We start from the raw sequence: 17,273 nt of genomic DNA, 5'->3' as shown, positions 1-17,273 counted from the left end.
TCGTGAAAGCTATCAAACAGGTCGAACAATATATTGGATAGAAACATTAGCCAGCTATATGATTTTTTCACTGCCTGCCTGCCCGCGCCCTCCGAGGTCTGATGTGAAAACCGCCGTCGCTCCACTGGCCCATGAAGTCCCGCCCGCTGCGGCGGACGATGTACTGACCGAACTGCAAGAGATCTACATCGAGAAAGGCACACCCGCGTTCATGCGCACGGTGCTCGCGCTGTTCAGCGGCGGCTTCGCGACCTTCGCCCTGCTGTACTGCGTGCAGCCGATGATGCCTCTGCTGTCCCACGAATATTCGATCAATGCGGCACAGAGCAGCCTGATCCTGTCGGTGGCCACCGGCATGCTGGCGTTCGGTCTGCTGATCACTGGCCCGATTTCCGATCGGGTCGGACGCAAACCGGTGATGGTTGCCGCACTGTTTGCCGCTGCGTTGTGCACTATCGCCAGTTCGATGATGCCGAGCTGGCACGGCGTGCTGATCATGCGTGCGCTGATCGGGTTGTCGCTGAGTGGTCTGGCGGCGGTGGCAATGACGTACCTGAGCGAGGAAATCCACCCGCAGCACATCGGTCTGGCGATGGGCCTGTACATCGGCGGCAACGCGATTGGCGGAATGAGCGGGCGGTTGATCACTGGCGTATTGATCGACTTCGTCAGCTGGCACACGGCGATGATGGTGATCGGCGGTCTGGCGCTGATCGCGGCGGCGGTGTTCTGGAAAATCCTGCCGGAGTCGCGCAACTTCCGCTCCCGCTCGTTGCATCCGCGCAGCCTGCTCGACGGCTTCACCATGCACTTTCGCGATGCCGGTCTGCCATTGCTGTTCCTTGAGGCGTTCGTGCTGATGGGCGCGTTCGTCACGTTGTTCAACTACATCGGCTACCGTCTGCTGGCCGAGCCTTATCACTTGGATCAGGTGTTTGTCGGGCTGTTGTCGGTGGTGTACCTGTCAGGCATCTACAGCTCGGCGAAAATCGGTTCGCTGGCCGACAAACTGGGCCGCCGCAAAGTGCTGTGGGCCATCATCGCCCTGATGTTCGCCGGCCTCGCCCTGACAATGTTCACACCGCTGCCACTGGTGATCATCGGCATGCTGATCTTCACCTTCGGCTTCTTCGGCGCCCACTCGGTGGCCAGCAGCTGGATCGGCCGCCGGGCGCTCAAGGCCAAGGGGCAGGCGTCGTCACTGTACCTGTTCAGTTATTACGCCGGGTCGAGTATTGCCGGGACGGCAGGCGGAGTGTTCTGGCACCTTGGCGGCTGGAACGGGATTGGTTTGTTCATCGGCGCGCTGTTGCTGGTGGCGCTGTTGGTGGCGTTGAAGCTTGCGAAGTTGCCGCCGCTGGGCGGCGTCAAAGCCTGATTCACGCCCATAAAAAACGCCCGGCATAAGCCGGGCGTTTTTTATGGGGCAAAGATCACTCGTGATACTGCGCCGACAACTCGTGCACCGCTCGCAGGAACGCGCCCGCGTGTTCCGGGTCGACTTCAGGCGTGATGCCGTGACCGAGGTTGAACACGTGACCGCTGCCCTTGCCGTAGCTGGCGAGGATGCGCCCGACTTCGGTGCGGATCGCTTCGGGTTTGGCGTACAGCACGGTAGGGTCCATGTTGCCTTGCAGCGCAACCTTGTCGCCAACGCGGGCGCGGGCGTTGCCGATGTCGCAGGTCCAGTCCAGACCCAGCGCATCGGCGCCAGCGTCGGCGATGCTTTCCAGCCACAGGCCACCGTTCTTGGTGAAGAGGATCACCGGCACTTTGCGACCATCGTGCTCGCGGATCAGGCCGCTGACGATTTTCTTCATGTAGGCCAGGGAGAATTCCTGATAGGCCGCCGCCGACAGGTTGCCGCCCCAGGTATCGAAGATCTGCACCGCTTGCGCACCGGCCTGAATCTGGCCGTTGAGGTACGACGTCACCGACTGCGCCAGCTTGTCCAGTAGCAGGTGCATGGCTTGCGGGTTGTCGTAGAGCATCGCCTTGGTCTTGCGGAAGTCTTTCGACGAGCCGCCTTCGACCATGTAGGTAGCGAGGGTCCACGGGCTGCCGGAGAAACCGATCAGCGGCACACGGCCGTTCAGTTCGCGGCGGATGGTGCTGACCGCGTCCATCACGTAGCCGAGGTCTTTGTGCGGATCGGGGATCGGCAGGGCTTCGATGTCGGCCAGGGTGCTGACGACTTTCTTGAAACGCGGACCTTCACCGGTCTCGAAGTACAGGCCCTGGCCCATGGCATCGGGAATGGTGAGGATGTCGGAGAACAGGATCGCCGCGTCCAGTTGCGGGTAGCGGTCGAGAGGTTGCAGCGTGACTTCGCAGGCGAATTCCGGATTCATGCACAGGCTCATGAAATCACCGGCCTGAGCGCGGCTCGCGCGGTATTCCGGCAGGTAGCGGCCGGCCTGGCGCATCATCCACACAGGGGTGACGTCTACGGGTTGCTTGAGCAGGGCGCGGAGGAAACGGTCGTTCTTCAGGGCAGTCATGTCGGCATCCGGAAAAAAAGTGCGGGCATTTTCTCAGAGCGCGACGCAAAAGGCACGGATGCAGGTCAGCCTTTTGTCTATCGGGTCAATTTGTCGCAATGATTTCGCGGACTTCAGCAACACCCTGAAAACAATGTGGGAGCTGGCAAGCCAGCTCCCACAGGTATTGCGGTGCAGTTTCGAGCAGGGTTTAGACGCCCAGGTAGTCGAGGATCCCTTCCGCCGCATTGCGGCCTTCGAAGATCGCCGTCACCACCAAGTCGGAACCGCGCACCATGTCGCCACCGGCGAAGATTTTCGGGTTGCTGGTCTGGTGCTTGTACTGACCTTGCTCAGGCGCAACGACGCGGCCCTGGCTGTCGGTCTGGATCTCGAACTGCTCGAACCACGGCGCCGGGCTCGGACGGAAACCAAACGCGATGACCACGGCGTCGGCCGGGATGATCTCTTCGGAGCCCGGGATCGGCTCGGGGCTGCGACGGCCACGGGCATCCGGTTCGCCGAGACGGGTCTCGACCACTTTCACGCCTTCGACCTTGTCTTCGCCGACGATGGCAATCGGCTGGCGGTTGTAGAGGAATTTCACGCCTTCTTCCTTGGCGTTCTTCACCTCTTTGCGCGAGCCGGGCATGTTCGCTTCGTCACGACGATAGGCGCAGGTCACCGACTTGGCGCCCTGGCGGATCGACGTGCGGTTGCAGTCCATCGCCGTGTCGCCGCCACCCAGCACCACAACCTTCTTGCCTTTCATGTCGACGAAATCTTCCGGCGACTTTTCAAAGCCCAGGTTGCGGTTGACGTTGGCGATCAGGAAGTCCAGCGCGTCATAAACGCCCGGCAGGTCTTCACCGGCAAAACCGCCCTTCATGTAGGTGTAGGTGCCCATGCCCATGAACACGGCATCGTATTCGGCGAGCAGTTGCTCCATGGTCACGTCCTTGCCGACCTCGGTGTTGAGGCGGAATTCGATACCCATGCCGGTGAAGACTTCGCGGCGATTGCTCAGCACGGTCTTCTCCAGCTTGAACTCGGGGATGCCGAAGGTCAGCAGACCACCGATTTCCGGGTTCTTGTCGAACACCACCGGGGTCACACCGCCGCGCACCAATACGTCGGCACAACCGAGGCCCGCCGGGCCCGCACCGATGATCGCGACACGCTTGCCGGTCGGCTTGACCTTGGACATGTCCGGGCGCCAGCCCATGGCGAACGCGGTGTCAGTGATGTACTTCTCGACCGAACCGATGGTCACCGCGCCAAAGCCGTCGTTAAGGGTGCACGCACCCTCGCACAGACGATCCTGCGGGCACACCCGGCCGCAGACTTCCGGCAGGGTGTTGGTCTGGTGCGACAGCTCGGCGGCCTGGAGGATGTTGCCCTCGGCCACCAGCTTCAACCAGTTCGGAATGAAGTTGTGCACCGGGCACTTCCATTCGCAATACGGGTTGCCGCAACCCAGGCAGCGGTGAGCCTGGTCGGCCGACTGCTGGGGTTTGAACGGTTCGTAGATTTCCACGAACTCTTTCTTGCGTTGACGCAACAGTTTCTTCTTCGGATCCTTGCGCCCGACATCGATGAACTGGAAGTCGTTATTCAGACGTTCAGCCATTGTTAAAACCTCATCAAACTCTTCAGGCGCATATCACTGCGGGTTGGCACGGGTGCTGGAAAGCAACGACTTCAGGTTGGCAGCCTTCGGCTTGACCAGCCAGAAACGACGCAGGTAGTCATCGAGGTTCTCGGCGAGTTCACGACCCCACTCGCTGTCGGTTTCCGCGACGTACTCGTTCAGCACGTTTTGCAGGTGGCTGCGATAGGCTTCCATCGCCTCGCCGCTGATCCGCTGGATTTCCACCAGTTCGTGGTTGACCCGGTCAACGAAGGTGTTGTCCTGGTCGAGCACGTAGGCGAAACCGCCGGTCATGCCAGAGCCGAAGTTGTAACCGGTCTTGCCCAGGACGCAGACGAAACCACCGGTCATGTACTCGCAGCAGTGATCGCCAGTGCCTTCCACGACGGTGTGGGCACCGGAGTTACGCACGGCGAAACGCTCGCCCGCGGTGCCGGCGGCGAACAGCTTGCCGCCGGTGGCGCCGTACAGGCAGGTGTTGCCGATGATGGCGCTGTTTTGAGTCTGATAAACGCTGCCCTTCGGCGGCACGATGACCAATTTGCCGCCGGTCATGCCTTTGCCGACGTAGTCATTGGCATCGCCTTCCAGATACAGGTTCAAGCCGCCGGCGTTCCACACGCCGAAGCTCTGGCCCGCAGTGCCCTTGAAGCGGAAGGTGATCGGCGCCTTGGCCATGCCCTGATTGCCATGCTTGCGCGCGATTTCGCCGGAGATCCGTGCGCCGATTGAACGGTCGCAGTTGCAGATATCCAGATCGAACTCGGCGCCGCTGAGGTCGTTGATCGCCGACGTCGCCATCTCGACCATTTTCTCGGCCAGCAGGCCCTGGTCGAATGGCGGGTTGCGCTCGACGCCGCAGAACTGCGGTTTGTCCGCCGGGATGTGATCGCTGCCCAGCAGCGGTGTCAGGTCCAGGTGATGTTGCTTGGCGGTCTGGCCTTCGAGGACTTCCAGCAGATCGGTGCGGCCGATCAGCTCTTCGAGGGAGCGCACGCCGAGCTTGGCCAGCCACTCACGGGTTTCTTCGGCGACGTAGGTGAAGAAGTTCACCACCATGTCGACGGTACCGATGTAGTGATCCTTGCGCAGCTTCTCGTTCTGGGTCGCGACGCCGGTGGCGCAGTTGTTCAGGTGGCAGATACGCAGGTATTTGCAGCCCAGCGCGATCATCGGCGCGGTGCCGAAGCCGAAGCTTTCGGCGCCGAGGATGGCCGCCTTGATCACGTCAAGGCCGGTTTTCAGGCCACCGTCGGTCTGCACCCGGACCTTGCCGCGCAGGTCGTTGCCGCGCAGGGTCTGGTGGGTTTCGGCCAGGCCGAGTTCCCACGGGGCGCCGGCGTACTTGATCGAAGTCAGCGGCGAGGCACCGGTACCGCCGTCGTAGCCGGAGATGGTGATCAAGTCCGCATAGGCCTTGGCCACACCGGCGGCGATGGTGCCGACGCCCGCTTCAGCCACCAGCTTCACCGAAACCAGCGCCTTCGGGTTGACCTGTTTCAGGTCAAAGATCAGCTGCGACAAGTCTTCGATGGAATAGATGTCGTGGTGCGGCGGCGGCGAAATCAGGGTCACGCCCGGCACTGCGTAACGCAGCTTGGCGATCAGCCCGTTCACTTTACCGCCCGGCAGTTGCCCGCCCTCGCCCGGCTTCGCGCCCTGGGCGACCTTGATCTGCAGCACCTCGGCGTTGACCAGGTATTCCGGCGTCACGCCGAAACGGCCAGTCGCGACCTGTTTGATTTTCGAACTCTTGATGGTGCCGTAGCGCGCCGGGTCTTCACCGCCTTCGCCAGAGTTGGAACGCGCACCGAGGCGGTTCATGGCTTCGGCCAGGGCTTCGTGAGCCTCCGGCGACAGGGCGCCCAGCGAGATACCGGCGGAGTCAAAGCGCTTGAGCACCGATTCCAGCGGCTCGACTTCGCTGATGTCCAGCGGCGTGTCGAGTGTCTTGACCTTGAACAGGTCGCGGATCATCGACACCGGACGGTTGTCCACCAGCGAGGTGTATTCCTTGAACTTCGCGTAGTCGCCCTGCTGCACGGCGGCTTGCAGGGTGTTGACCACGTCCGGGTTGTACGCGTGGTATTCGCCACCGTGGACGAACTTCAGCAGACCGCCCTGCTGGATCGGCTTGCGCGGACTCCAGGCTTCGGTGGCCAGTGCTTTCTGTTCAGCTTCGATGTCGACGAAACGCGCACCCTTGATGCGGCTCGGCACGCCACGGAAGCTCAGGTTGCAGACTTCCTCGGACAGACCGATGGCTTCGAACAGCTGAGCACCACGATAGGAGGCAATGGTCGAGATGCCCATCTTCGACAGGATCTTCAACAGACCTTTGGTGATGCCTTTGCGGTAGTTCTTGAACACCTCGTAGAGATCGCCCAGCACTTCACCGGTACGGATCAGGTCGCCCAGCACTTCGTACGCGAGGAACGGATAGACTGCCGAGGCGCCGAAGCCGATCAGCACCGCAAAGTGATGCGGGTCGCGGGCAGTCGCGGTTTCAACGAGGATGTTGGAATCGCAGCGCAGGCCTTTTTCGGTCAGACGGTGGTGCACCGCGCCGGTGGCCAGCGAGGCGTGGATCGGCAGTTTGCCCGGCGCGATATGGCGGTCGCTCAGGACGATCTGGGTACGACCGGCACGCACGGCTTCTTCAGCCTGATCGGCCACGTTGCGGATCGCCGCTTCGAGGCCGACGCTTTCGTCGTAGTTGAGGTCGATGATCTGCCGCTCGAAACCCGGGCGGTCGAGGTTCATCAGCGAGCGCCACTTGGCCGGCGAGATCACTGGCGAGCTGAGGATCACGCGCGAAGCGTGCTCCGGCGATTCCTGGAAGATGTTGCGCTCGGCACCGAGGCAGATTTCCAGCGACATCACGATCGCTTCGCGCAGCGGGTCGATCGGCGGGTTGGTCACTTGCGCGAACTGCTGGCGGAAATAGTCGTACGGCGTGCGCACACGCTGGGACAGCACGGCCATCGGCGTGTCGTCGCCCATCGAGCCAACGGCCTCGTAGCCTTGCTCGCCGAGCGGACGCAGTACCTGATCGCGCTCTTCGAACGTGACCTGATACATCTTCATGTATTGCTTGAGCTGATCGACGTCGTAGAAAGCCGAACCGTGATCGTTGTCTTCCATGGTCGCCTGGATGCGCAGGGCATTCTTGCGCAGCCATTGCTTGTACGGATGACGGGATTTCAGACGGTTGTCGATCGCATCGGTGTCGAGGATCTGACCGGTTTCGGTGTCCACAGCGAGGATCTGGCCAGGACCGACACGGCCCTTGGCGATCACGTCCTGCGGCTGGTAGTTCCAGACGCCGATTTCCGAAGCGACGGTGATGAAACCGTTGGTGGTGGTAACCCAGCGCGCCGGACGCAGACCGTTACGGTCGAGCAGGCACACCGCGTAGCGACCATCGGTCATTACCACGCCGGCCGGGCCGTCCCACGGCTCCATGTGCATCGAGTTGTACTCGTAGAACGCACGCAGATCCGGGTCCATGGTCTCGACGTTCTGCCACGCTGGCGGAATGATCATCCGCACGCCACGGAACAGGTCGATGCCACCGGTGACCATCAGTTCGAGCATGTTGTCCATGCTCGAGGAGTCGGAACCGACACGGTTCACCAGCGGGCCGAGTTCTTCCAGATCCATCAGATCGTTGGTGAACTTGGTGCGGCGGGCCTGGGCCCAGTTGCGGTTGCCGGTGATGGTGTTGATCTCGCCGTTGTGGGCGAGGAAGCGGAAAGGCTGGGCCAGCGGCCATTTCGGCAGGGTGTTGGTGGAGAAGCGCTGGTGGAACACGCAGATCGCGGTTTGCAGGCGCTGGTCACCGAGGTCCGGATAGAACGCGGCCAGGTCGGCCGGCATCATCAGGCCTTTATAGATGATGGTCTTGTGGGAAAAGCTGCAGATGTAGTGGTCGGTGTCAGCGGCGTTGGCCACCGACGAACGACGACGGGCGCTGAACAGCTTGACCGCCATGTCCTGATCGCTCAGGCCTTCGCCACCGATGTACACCTGCTCGATCTGCGGCAGGCGCTCAAGGGCGAGGCGGCCGAGGACGCTGGTATCGATGGGCACTTTGCGCCAGCCGATCAGTTGCAGGCCTTCAGCGAGGATCTCGCGGTTCATGTTCTCGCGAGCGACCTCGGCTTTGGCCGGGTCCTGATTGAAGAAGACCATGCCCACGGCATATTGCTTGGGCAGCTCGACGCTGAATGCTTCCTGGGCAATCGCACGCAGGAAGGCGTCGGGCTTTTGAATCAGCAGACCGCAACCGTCACCGGTCTTGCCGTCGGCATTAATCCCACCGCGGTGGGTCATGCAGGTCAGGGCCTCGATGGCCGTTTGCAAAAGGGTATGACTGGGTTCGCCCTGCATATGGGCTATCAGGCCGAAACCGCAGTTATCCTTGAATTCATCTGGTTGGTACAGACCTGCTTTCATAGACACTTTCTCACCAGGCTGCCTCTTTTCGAGGCAAATTTCTTTTCAATTCAACCACTTGCATCTCGCGCCGAACGTGCGCCGGCTTAGCGGGGGCAAAAGGGTGGTCATTGTACACAGCGACACAGAGGCTCACAAATTTGACGACGAAATGTCGCAAACTCATGTCGCATTTGTGAAAGGTTTAAAGCGATCTGCTGTGCTAGTCAAAACTTTTTTAATTTTGACCGCAACGACTCAAAGACTACTGTGACGCAGACACCACAAGGCACGCGACCCGTAAGGGCGGCGCGCACTTGTAGAAATTTTGAGGTGCTTGGAGAGGCAGCCTGGGTAAGGCCGCCGAATCTTCAGCGAGTTGTTGCCAGTTCCTGTTGGACGCTGGCGACAGTGCGAGGCCAAGGTTTACCAGCCTGAACCTTCGCTGGCAAGGCCTTGATGGCAGAAACGGCCGCATCACGATTGGCAAAGCTGCCATAGGTGATCACGTAGAGCGGCTTGCCGTTGAGGACTTTCTTGAAATAACGGTACTCGCCGCCCTGCTCCTTGACGAAGCTTTGCGCAGCCGCTTCGGAGCTGGTGCCGAGGATCTGCACCACGTAGTTGCCCGGGGCTTGACCGGCATACCAGTTGCCACCGGCGGCCTTGGCGACGGTGACCGGCTTCTCGGTGGCTTTCTCGGCCGGTTTGGCCGCAGCGACAGGCTTGGCAGGCGCCGGAGCTGGCTTGGCGACTGGCGCAGCCGGAGCAGGCGCTGGCTTGGCCGTGGCAACCTGAGTCGGTGCCGGCGTCGGTTTGGCCGCCGGGACCGGAACCGGCGTTGGCGCAGGACCGGCAGGCACGCCGGCCGGTGGCGCGGTGGTCGTCACGGTCGGCGGTGTATTGCTCGAGCCTTCCAGCGGTACGCCGTCGTCACCTTCGGTGATCCCGCCGGCCGCTTCGGCCAATGGCTTGCGCATGACCGGTTGCGAATTGCCGACCAGCGGCAACGGCATCGGCTGGGTGTTACCGGCGAACTCCACGTTCGGCGCGCCACCCTGGCCCAATGGCAGCTGTGCCTGTTCGTTGGCCGGTGCGCCGGTGGTCGGCGCCTTGTTGCGACCGGGCATCAGCCAGGCGGCAGCGACCGCCACCACGACGACGGCGGAAATCGCCAATACGTGTTTCTTCGGCATGTTGAACCCCATACTTGGACGCTTGACCGCAGAGCGGCTGGCAATCATGACTTCGATCAGAGCATCGCGAGCGACCTGGTTGATGTTGCCCGGCCAACCCTCGGAGCTTTCGTGAATATCAGAGATCTGATCCGCGGTGAAAAGTTCGACACCCCGGCCCGCACCTTCTAGCCGCTGGTCGAGATATTCGCGGGTTTCTTCTTCTGTGTACGGCTGCAATTCGATGACGTGGAAGCGCTCTTCTTCAAGGTGCAGCGCCTCAAGCTGGGCAATCAGCGACGACTCACCGAACAGGAACACATGCGGTCGGCCTTCCGGTGCGCCGGCACCCAAAGCCATCAAGGCTTCGAGGGCGGACTCGTCGAGCTGCTCGGCATCGTCCACCAGCAGATAGACCTCCTGGCCGGTCAGCGCCAGCTGTACGACCTGATCGAGGATCGCACCGACTTCGGCCTGGGCCACGTCCAGCGCCTGGGCAACCTGACGCAGCACACCGGCGGCATCGCCAGCGCCACGGGCGGAAACTACAACACTTTGAACCGACTGCTTGTTGGTGCTCGCCACCAGCGCCTGACGCAGCAACGTCTTTCCGCTGCCTTGAGGGCCGGTGACCACCAGCAGCAACTGGCTATAACGCGCCAGGTGGTGCAGTTGACCCAGCACCGGTTTGCGCTGGGCCGGGAAGAATTTGAAGCCCGGGACCCGTGGAGCAAAAGGGTCATGACTTAACTGGAAATGGCCGAGGAACGCCTCGTCGGCATGCAAACTAGTCATCGGAATCTTATTAACCTTTAAGCTGAGCCAGAGCGCGGTAATCCGCTCCCAGCGTGGCCTGTAGAACCTCTTTCGGATAATCGTCGGTCACTACCGCTTCGCCCATCCGGCGCAGCAGCACCAGGCGCAGACGACCGTCGATCACTTTTTTGTCAATTGCCATGTGTTCAAGAAAATCGGCTTCGGTCATCTCTTCAGGCGGAACCACCGGCAGGCCGGCGCGCTGGAACAGACGAATGCCGCGATCGCGCTCCTGCTCGCTGATCCAGCCGAGGCGCGCGGACATTTCCATCGCCATTACCGTGCCAGCAGCGACCGCTTCACCGTGCAACCAGACACCATAGCCCATGTGGGTTTCGATGGCGTGGCCGAAGGTGTGGCCGAGGTTGAGCGTGGCGCGTACACCGGTTTCTTTCTCATCGGCGCCGACCACCGCAGCCTTGGCCGCGCAGGAGCGCTCGATGGCATAGGTCAGGGCTTCCTGATCCAGCGCGCGCAGGGCATCAACGTTGTCTTCGAGCCAGGTCAGAAACGGCTCGTCGCAGATCAGGCCGTACTTGATGACCTCCGCCAGGCCCGCGGACAACTCACGCGCTGGCAGGGTTTTCAGGGACGCCGTATCGATCAGCACCACGTTCGGCTGATAGAACGCGCCGACCATGTTCTTGCCCAGCGGATGGTTGATGCCGGTCTTGCCGCCCACCGACGAATCGACCTGGGACAGCAGCGTGGTAGGGATTTGGATGAAATCGACGCCGCGCTGGTAGCAGGCGGCCGCAAAGCCGGCCATGTCGCCGATCACACCGCCACCGAGGGCGATCACCGTGGTGCGGCGGTCGTGACGAGCGGTCAGCAGACCGTCGAAGATCAGTTGCAGGGTTTCCCAGTTCTTGAAGGCTTCGCCGTCCGGCAGCACCACGGAAACTACCGAAAACTGCGAAAGACTGCGGGTCAGACGCTCGAGATAGAGCGGCGCAACGGTCTCGTTGGAGATGATTGCCACTTGCCGCCCGTGAATGTGCGGAGCCAGCAATTCAGGCTGATCCAACAGTCCTTCGCCAATATGAATCGGGTAGCTGCGCTCGCCTAGATCGACCTTGAGTGTCTGCATGTGTCCCCACGTGAAGATGGAAGCAGGCGTCCTGCCTTGAATTATCGGATGTCCCCGGTCTTGAAAGGTGTGACGCCGCTTGCGTGCGATCCGCCACAACCCTCGACAGGACGCCGAGGATAGCGCATTTCGGGCGACGCTTTAACGGGGTGGAAGTTGCGCCAGACGGTCAAGAATGTCGAGCACCACCATGCGTGGCGGCCGCTCGTCGGTTTCCACCACCAGATCGGCGATTTCCCGATAAAGCGGATCGCGGATCGCCAGCAGGTCGCGCAGGGTTTTCTCGGGATTGGCCGTGCGCAGCAGCGGGCGATTGCGGTCGCGGGAAGTCCGGCCGACCTGCTGTTCGACAGAGGCGTGCAGATACACCACCCGCCCGCCCTCATGCAGGGCCTTGCGGTTGGCGTCGCGCATCACCGCGCCGCCGCCCGTCGCCAGCACTACGCCGTCGAACGCGCACAGCTCGGCGATCATCGCCTGCTCACGATCACGAAAACCGGGCTCGCCTTCCTTGTCGAAGATCCACGGGATATTGGCGCCCGTACGCAGTTCAATTTCCTTGTCGGAATCCTTGAACGGCAGGCGCAGCTCTTTGGCCAGTAATCGGCCGATGGTGCTTTTTCCAGCCCCCATCGGTCCTACAAGAATCAAATTTCGCACAGAATCAACGACTCACAGCAATCGCCTGGTTATTCATGATACGCGGAGTGAGGAATACCAGCAGCTCGGATTTTTTCTCCGAAACTACATCACGCCGGAAAAGGCGGCCAAGATACGGCACATCGCCAAGAAATGGCACCTTATCTACGACCTTGCTTTGAGTATTTGAGAAAACCCCGCCAATCACGATGGTCTCGCCGTCGTTCACAAGTACCTTGGCATTGACCTCGTTTTTCTTGATCGGCGGTACATCCTGCACTTTGTTCAGGTAGTCCGGTTCGTCCTTGGTGACCTTCACCTCCATGATGATGCGATTGTCCGGGGTGATCTGCGGCGTGACCTCCAGCGACAGCGAGGCCTCCTTGAACGACACCGATGTAGCGCCGCTGGAGCTGGCTTCCTGATACGGAATCTCGGTGCCCTTGAGGATCTTCGCGGTCTCCTTGTCGGAGGTGACCACCTTGGGCTGCGAGACGATCTCCCCGTTGCCGGTCTTCTCCATCGCCGTCAGCTCAAGGTCCAGCAAGACGTTGTCGGTGATGAACGCAATGCCGATCCCGGAGGTGTTGTTGACTGTACCCATGTCGACGAACGGCGAGTTGGTGCTGGTGCTGCCCGGCGTACCAATGGTGGTCGACGAGCCGTTGCTGACCCCGGAGGTATTCCAATTGCCCTTGTTCTGGATCGATCCGCCCCAGCGAACGCCCAGGCTCTTGTCGTAATCGACGTTGGCCTCGACGATCCGTGCCTCGATCATCACCTGACGCACCGGGATATCCAGTTGCGCCACGATCCGCCGCAGCTCGTCGAGACGATCCTGGGTCTGGTAGGCGATGATGTTGTTGGTGCGCTCATCGACGGTGATCGAACCCCGTTCGTCGACTTTGGCCTCGGCGCTGGTGACCGACTGGAACAACTTGGCGATATCCGCGGCCTTGGCGTAGTTCACTTGCAACAGTTCACGGCGCAGCGGCGCCAGCTCGGCGATCTGCTTCTGCGACTCCAGTTCCTGCCGTTCGCGGGCGGCGATTTCATCCGCCGGCGCCACCAGCAACACGTTGCCGACCTTGCGCTTGTCCAGGCCTTTGGTCTTGAGCACTAGATCCAGCGCCTGATCCCACGGCACGTTTTGCAGACGCAGGGTGATTCCGCCCTGCACCGTGTCGCTGGCGACCAGATTGAGGTTGGTGAAATCGGCGATCAGTTGCAGCACCGAACGCACATCGATGTCCTGGAAATTCAGCGAAAGCTTTTCGCCGCTATAAGTGTTGCGGTCAGCATTGCGCTTTTGCAGGTCATCGACGGTCAACGACCGGATGCTCACGGTCAGCTTGTTGTCGGTCTGGTAAGTGGAATAGTCGAACGTGCCGCTGGGCTCGACGGTGATGGTCGCTCGATCACCGCTGACACCAGCATTGACGAACTGCACCGGGGTGGCGAAATCCTTGACGTCGAGACGCACCCGCAACGGTTCGGGCAGTTGGGTGCGAGCGAAATTGAGAATGATCTTGCCGTCATGTTCCTGGATGTCCGGCGCGATGGTCGGGTCGGACAGGTCGATGACGACATTGCCCTCGCCCGCCGTGCCGCGCTGGAAGTCCACGCCTCGGATGGCCCTGGCGGTCGGCGCGAACGTCCGGACCGGTGCCGCCACCGGTGTCGCACGTGGAGCCTTGGTGGCAGGTCGCGGCGCGGTGACTTTGGAACCTTGCCCGACCACCACGAACAACGTATTCCCCTCGACCCGGGTGTCATACGGCGCCAGTTGCGTCAGATTGATGATCAACCGGGTACGGTCGTTGGCCTCGACCACTGTGGCAGTGCGCGCATTACCGCTACCGAGGTCACGAGTCTTGCTCGCGAGCTGGCTGACCACTCCCGGCAGATCCAGAGCGATCCGCGCCGGCGAATCGGTGGTGTAGCCCTTGGGCTGTGGCGGTGGGCCGTCGAACGATAGCTTCAACTCGACGCGATCGCCCGGCAGCGCCGCCACGTCCAGCGTCTTCAGATTTGCCGCTTGAACCATCGGCGACAGCAGCGCTATCCATAGCGAAAAACCGAGGGTGGAGAAAATCCTGTTCATTGTTCGACTTCCACTATGAGTGCTCTTTCAAAGGAATGGTGCGCGGCCGCTCCAGCCAGGCGCCTTCGCCATCGGGAACGATTTCGACCACATCGACCTGGGTGGCACTGATCGCGACGATGCGCCCGTCGTTGCGCCCCAGGTAATCGCCGACTTTCAGCCGATGCACCCCACCCGCTCCGCGCAGCAGCGCAAAGGAGCCGGAGGCATTGGCGATCGTGCCGACCATCTCGAATTGCTCGATGTTGAAACCTTCGAGGTATTGCTTGACCCGTGTCGGATCCGGCTTGACGTTGCGCGAGCCGTGCTGCTGCCCGGCCAGATCGACCCGCACCTGACGCGAGAACGGGCTGCGCAGGCTGGCGGCGCTATAGGTGAACGTCTGGTAGGAACGAAAGGTCGGCGTCGGCTCGATCTTGCCCGGCGGCCGCAGGCGCACTTCATTCATGTAAGCGTCGAGATCGCTGAAGTCGTTGCCGCCGCAACCGCTCAAGCCCAGCGTCAAGGTCGACAATAGAAGGAAACGGATCGGGCTCATTTTTGCAGCCCCTTGTCGTTGTAACGGTACGTCTTGGCGAGGATGCTCATGCGCAACTTCGTCCCGCCTTCCGGGTTGGCCGGTGCCAGCTCGAAGTCGTGCAGCGTCACGATCCGCGGCAACCCGGCCACACCGCTGACGAAAGTGGCGAGGTCGTGATAGGCACCCGTGACGGTGATCTGGATCGGCAATTCGATGTAGAACTGCTGCGTCACCTCCGGCAACAGCTTGATCTCCTCGAATTCAAGACCGCTGCCCAGACCGGTGCGCGTGATGTCTTCCAGCAGCCCCGGCACTTCGGTGTCGCTGGGCAATTGCCGCAGCAGGACGCCAAACGAGTTCTCCATTTCCTTCATCTGCTGGGTGTACAGCTCGAGATTGGCCGCCAGGTGCGCCTTGCTGGAGAACTGCTCCTTGAGCGTGGCTTCCTCTGTACGCTTGAGCTCAAGCTGGTTTTCCATGTCGCTGACGAAAAAGTTGTAGCCCAGGGCCAGCACCAGAATCATCAATAGCGCCCCGGCCAGGCCTTTCACGGCCGGCGGCCAGGAGCCGATGTTGCTGGTATCCAGGTCGTTGAAGTCGATATTGCGCAGGCTGGCCAGCCATTCGGACGGTTTCATTGGTCGTCCTCCAGGTTTTTCGGCCGGGTCTGATGGACGGTCAACTGGAACACGTTGGCCTGATCCAGCTGCCCCGCCGTGGTTGCCTTGACCTCGTTCAGGGTCGGCGCATCGAACCAGTCGGACGCCTCAAGATTGCGCATCAGGTCGGAGACCCGGTTGTTCGATTCCGCCGCACCACTGATCGACAGGGTCTTGCCGACCATCTTCACGCTGGTGAAATAGACGCCGTCGGGCAGGGTGCGCGCCAGCTGATCGAAAATTCTCCCGCTGACCTGCCGGTTGGCCTGCAGGTCCTGGATGATGCGCATCCGCTCCACCAACTGCTGGCGACGCGCCTTGAGCTCGCTGATCTGCTGGATCCGCTCATCCACCACGGCGATCTGCTTGCCGATGTAATCGTTGCGCACCTGCTGCCGCTCAATGGCGGTACTGAAAACCTCAGCAGCAATAAAGACTGCGCCGACCGAGCCGACCACTACGCCGGTCAGGGTCAGCAGGAAGCGTTTGCGTCGTTCTTCGCGGCGCTCCTCACGCCAGGGTAAAAGGTTGATCCGCGCCATCAGTCGAAACTCCTGAGCGCGAGCCCACAGGCAATCATCAGGGCCGGCGCATCACTGGCCAGGGCCCCGGCATTGACTTTGCTGCTCAAGGCCATGTCGAAAAACGGATTGGCAACCTGGGTCGGCGTCCCCAGGCGTTCTTCGATCAGCCGGTCCAGCCCGGGCACCGACGCCGTGCCGCCGGCCAGCAAAATATGGTCGACCGCGTTGTACTGGCCGGAAGCGAAGAAAAACTGCAAGGAGCGTGAGACCTGCTGCACCAGCGCCTCGCGAAACGGCTGCAGGACCTCGCTGACGTAATCGTCCGGCAGACCGCCCTGCTTCTTGGCCAGCCCGGCCTGCTCAATGGTCAGGCCATAACGGCGCTGGATTTCCTCGGTCAGCTGGCGCCCGCCAAAGAGTTGCTCGCGGGTATAGATGATCCGGCCGTTGTGCAGGACGCTGAGGGTGGTCATGGTGGCGCCGATATCGACCACCGCAACGGTCAAGCGCTCCTGGGAAGCCGCCAGTTGCGTGGCCAGCAGGCCGAACGAGCGCTCAAGCGCATAGGCCTCGACATCCACCACCCGCGCAGTCAGGCCGGCGAGGGCCAGTGCAGCCTCACGGACTTCGACGTTTTCCTTGCGACAGGCGGCCAGCAGCACGTTGACCCGCTCGGGATTGCGCGGCGAGATACCCTGGACTTCGAAGTCGATGGCGACCTCGTCCAACGGATAGGGAATGTATTGGTCGGCCTCGATCTTGAGCTGGTTTTCCAGTTCGTCGTCGGACAGCCCGGCGTCCATTTCGATGACCTTGGTGATCACCGCCGAACCGGCCACCGCCACCGCCACGCTCTTGAGCCCGGTGCGCGCCTTGACCAGCACCCGGGACAGGGCGTGCCCGACGCCTTCGAGTTCGGCGATGTTTTTCTCGACCACGGCGTTGGCCGGCAACGGCTCCACCGCGTACGCCTCGACCCGGTAGCGCTCACCCTGACGGCTCAGCTCCAGCAGCTTCACCGAAGTGGAACTGATGTCGATCCCCAGTAACGTATTGGTCTTTTTGTTGAAGAGTCCTAGCACTACCAATTCCCTATGACTTTCCGTGAGTTACGGACTCTGTAATGCGCATTGCGTTCCCTCGCCCCGTCTTGACAGAAGCGCAAATGACGCCCCCAG

The 17,273-nt window shown here is 61.4% G+C and carries 12 protein-coding genes; 1 reads left to right on the top strand and 11 read right to left on the bottom strand.

Annotated elements, in window-relative coordinates; genetic code table 11:
- The first annotated feature begins 103 nt into the window (after positions 1–103).
- Positions 104–1,378: an MFS transporter gene (locus CAF87_RS18970; RefSeq protein WP_085732577.1), complete on the top strand. Its 1,275-nt coding sequence runs from the start codon at positions 104–106 to the stop codon at positions 1,376–1,378.
- Between the two features lie 55 nt (positions 1,379–1,433).
- On the opposite strand, the gene hemE is transcribed toward CAF87_RS18970, so the two are convergent.
- The 11 genes from hemE to CAF87_RS18910 all read right to left on the bottom strand — a co-directional run bounded on the left by hemE (position 1,434) and on the right by CAF87_RS18910 (position 17,177).
- A complete protein-coding gene (hemE, locus tag CAF87_RS18965; protein ID WP_007952372.1) occupies positions 1,434–2,501 on the bottom strand; it encodes a uroporphyrinogen decarboxylase in 1,068 nt (355 codons plus the stop codon).
- A 190-nt stretch (positions 2,502–2,691) separates the two neighbouring features.
- Positions 2,692–4,110: an FAD-dependent oxidoreductase gene (locus tag CAF87_RS18960; RefSeq protein WP_007909438.1), complete on the bottom strand. Its 1,419-nt coding sequence runs from the start codon at positions 4,108–4,110 to the stop codon at positions 2,692–2,694.
- Positions 4,111–4,143: 33 nt separating this feature from the next.
- Positions 4,144–8,589: a glutamate synthase large subunit gene (gltB, locus tag CAF87_RS18955; RefSeq protein WP_085732576.1), complete on the bottom strand. Its 4,446-nt coding sequence runs from the start codon at positions 8,587–8,589 to the stop codon at positions 4,144–4,146.
- A gap of 350 nt (positions 8,590–8,939) precedes the next feature.
- Complete coding sequence (locus CAF87_RS18945; protein ID WP_085732575.1) at positions 8,940–10,538, bottom strand: AAA family ATPase; 1,599 nt, start codon at positions 10,536–10,538, stop codon at positions 8,940–8,942.
- Positions 10,539–10,548: 10 nt separating this feature from the next.
- On the bottom strand, positions 10,549–11,649 hold the full coding sequence (aroB, locus tag CAF87_RS18940; RefSeq protein ID WP_085732574.1) for a 3-dehydroquinate synthase: 1,101 nt from the start codon (positions 11,647–11,649) through the stop codon (positions 10,549–10,551).
- 141 nt (positions 11,650–11,790) lie between these two features.
- Positions 11,791–12,309: a shikimate kinase AroK gene (gene aroK / locus CAF87_RS18935; protein WP_011332081.1), complete on the bottom strand. Its 519-nt coding sequence runs from the start codon at positions 12,307–12,309 to the stop codon at positions 11,791–11,793.
- Between the two features lie 4 nt (positions 12,310–12,313).
- Positions 12,314–14,392 carry a type IV pilus secretin PilQ gene (gene pilQ / locus CAF87_RS18930; protein ID WP_085732573.1) on the bottom strand — a complete coding sequence of 693 codons (2,079 nt, stop codon included), beginning with the start codon at positions 14,390–14,392 and terminating at the stop codon, positions 12,314–12,316.
- Between the two features lie 13 nt (positions 14,393–14,405).
- Positions 14,406–14,930, bottom strand: a complete 525-nt coding sequence (locus CAF87_RS18925) for a pilus assembly protein PilP (protein WP_085732572.1) — start codon at positions 14,928–14,930, stop codon at positions 14,406–14,408.
- Positions 14,927–15,550 carry a type 4a pilus biogenesis protein PilO gene (gene pilO / locus CAF87_RS18920; protein ID WP_085732571.1) on the bottom strand — a complete coding sequence of 208 codons (624 nt, stop codon included), beginning with the start codon at positions 15,548–15,550 and terminating at the stop codon, positions 14,927–14,929. Before pilO ends, CAF87_RS18925 begins: the two co-directional genes overlap by 4 nt.
- The gene (locus CAF87_RS18915; protein WP_085732570.1) at positions 15,547–16,113 is read right to left on the bottom strand and encodes a PilN domain-containing protein; all 567 of its coding nucleotides are present in this window, start codon (positions 16,111–16,113) and stop codon (positions 15,547–15,549) included. Before CAF87_RS18915 ends, pilO begins: the two co-directional genes overlap by 4 nt.
- Positions 16,113–17,177, bottom strand: coding sequence for a pilus assembly protein PilM (locus CAF87_RS18910; RefSeq protein ID WP_085732569.1), 1,065 nt, complete (start codon positions 17,175–17,177; stop codon positions 16,113–16,115). The genes CAF87_RS18915 and CAF87_RS18910 overlap by 1 nt, the downstream gene beginning before the upstream one ends.
- Positions 17,178–17,273 lie beyond the last annotated feature (96 nt).

The organism is Pseudomonas sp. R38(2017) (assembly GCF_002112395.1).
Taxonomy (GTDB): domain Bacteria; phylum Pseudomonadota; class Gammaproteobacteria; order Pseudomonadales; family Pseudomonadaceae; genus Aquipseudomonas.
This window is presented reverse-complemented; position numbering and strand designations above follow the sequence as displayed.

Excerpts from the sequence above, each read along its gene's own strand:
- pilO (WP_085732571.1), bottom strand. The coding sequence starts at position 15,550 with ATGAAACCGTCCGAATGGCTGGCCAGCCTGCGCAATATCGACTTCAAC.
- gltB (WP_085732576.1), bottom strand. The coding sequence starts at position 8,589 with ATGAAAGCAGGTCTGTACCAACCAGATGAATTCAAGGATAACTGCGGT.
- hemE (WP_007952372.1), bottom strand. The coding sequence starts at position 2,501 with ATGACTGCCCTGAAGAACGACCGTTTCCTCCGCGCCCTGCTCAAGCAA.
- CAF87_RS18925 (WP_085732572.1), bottom strand. The coding sequence starts at position 14,930 with ATGAGCCCGATCCGTTTCCTTCTATTGTCGACCTTGACGCTGGGCTTG.
- CAF87_RS18915 (WP_085732570.1), bottom strand. The coding sequence starts at position 16,113 with ATGGCGCGGATCAACCTTTTACCCTGGCGTGAGGAGCGCCGCGAAGAA.
- CAF87_RS18960 (WP_007909438.1), bottom strand. The coding sequence starts at position 4,110 with ATGGCTGAACGTCTGAATAACGACTTCCAGTTCATCGATGTCGGGCGC.
- pilQ (WP_085732573.1), bottom strand. The coding sequence starts at position 14,392 with ATGAACAGGATTTTCTCCACCCTCGGTTTTTCGCTATGGATAGCGCTG.
- CAF87_RS18945 (WP_085732575.1), bottom strand. The coding sequence starts at position 10,538 with ATGACTAGTTTGCATGCCGACGAGGCGTTCCTCGGCCATTTCCAGTTA.
- aroB (WP_085732574.1), bottom strand. The coding sequence starts at position 11,649 with ATGCAGACACTCAAGGTCGATCTAGGCGAGCGCAGCTACCCGATTCAT.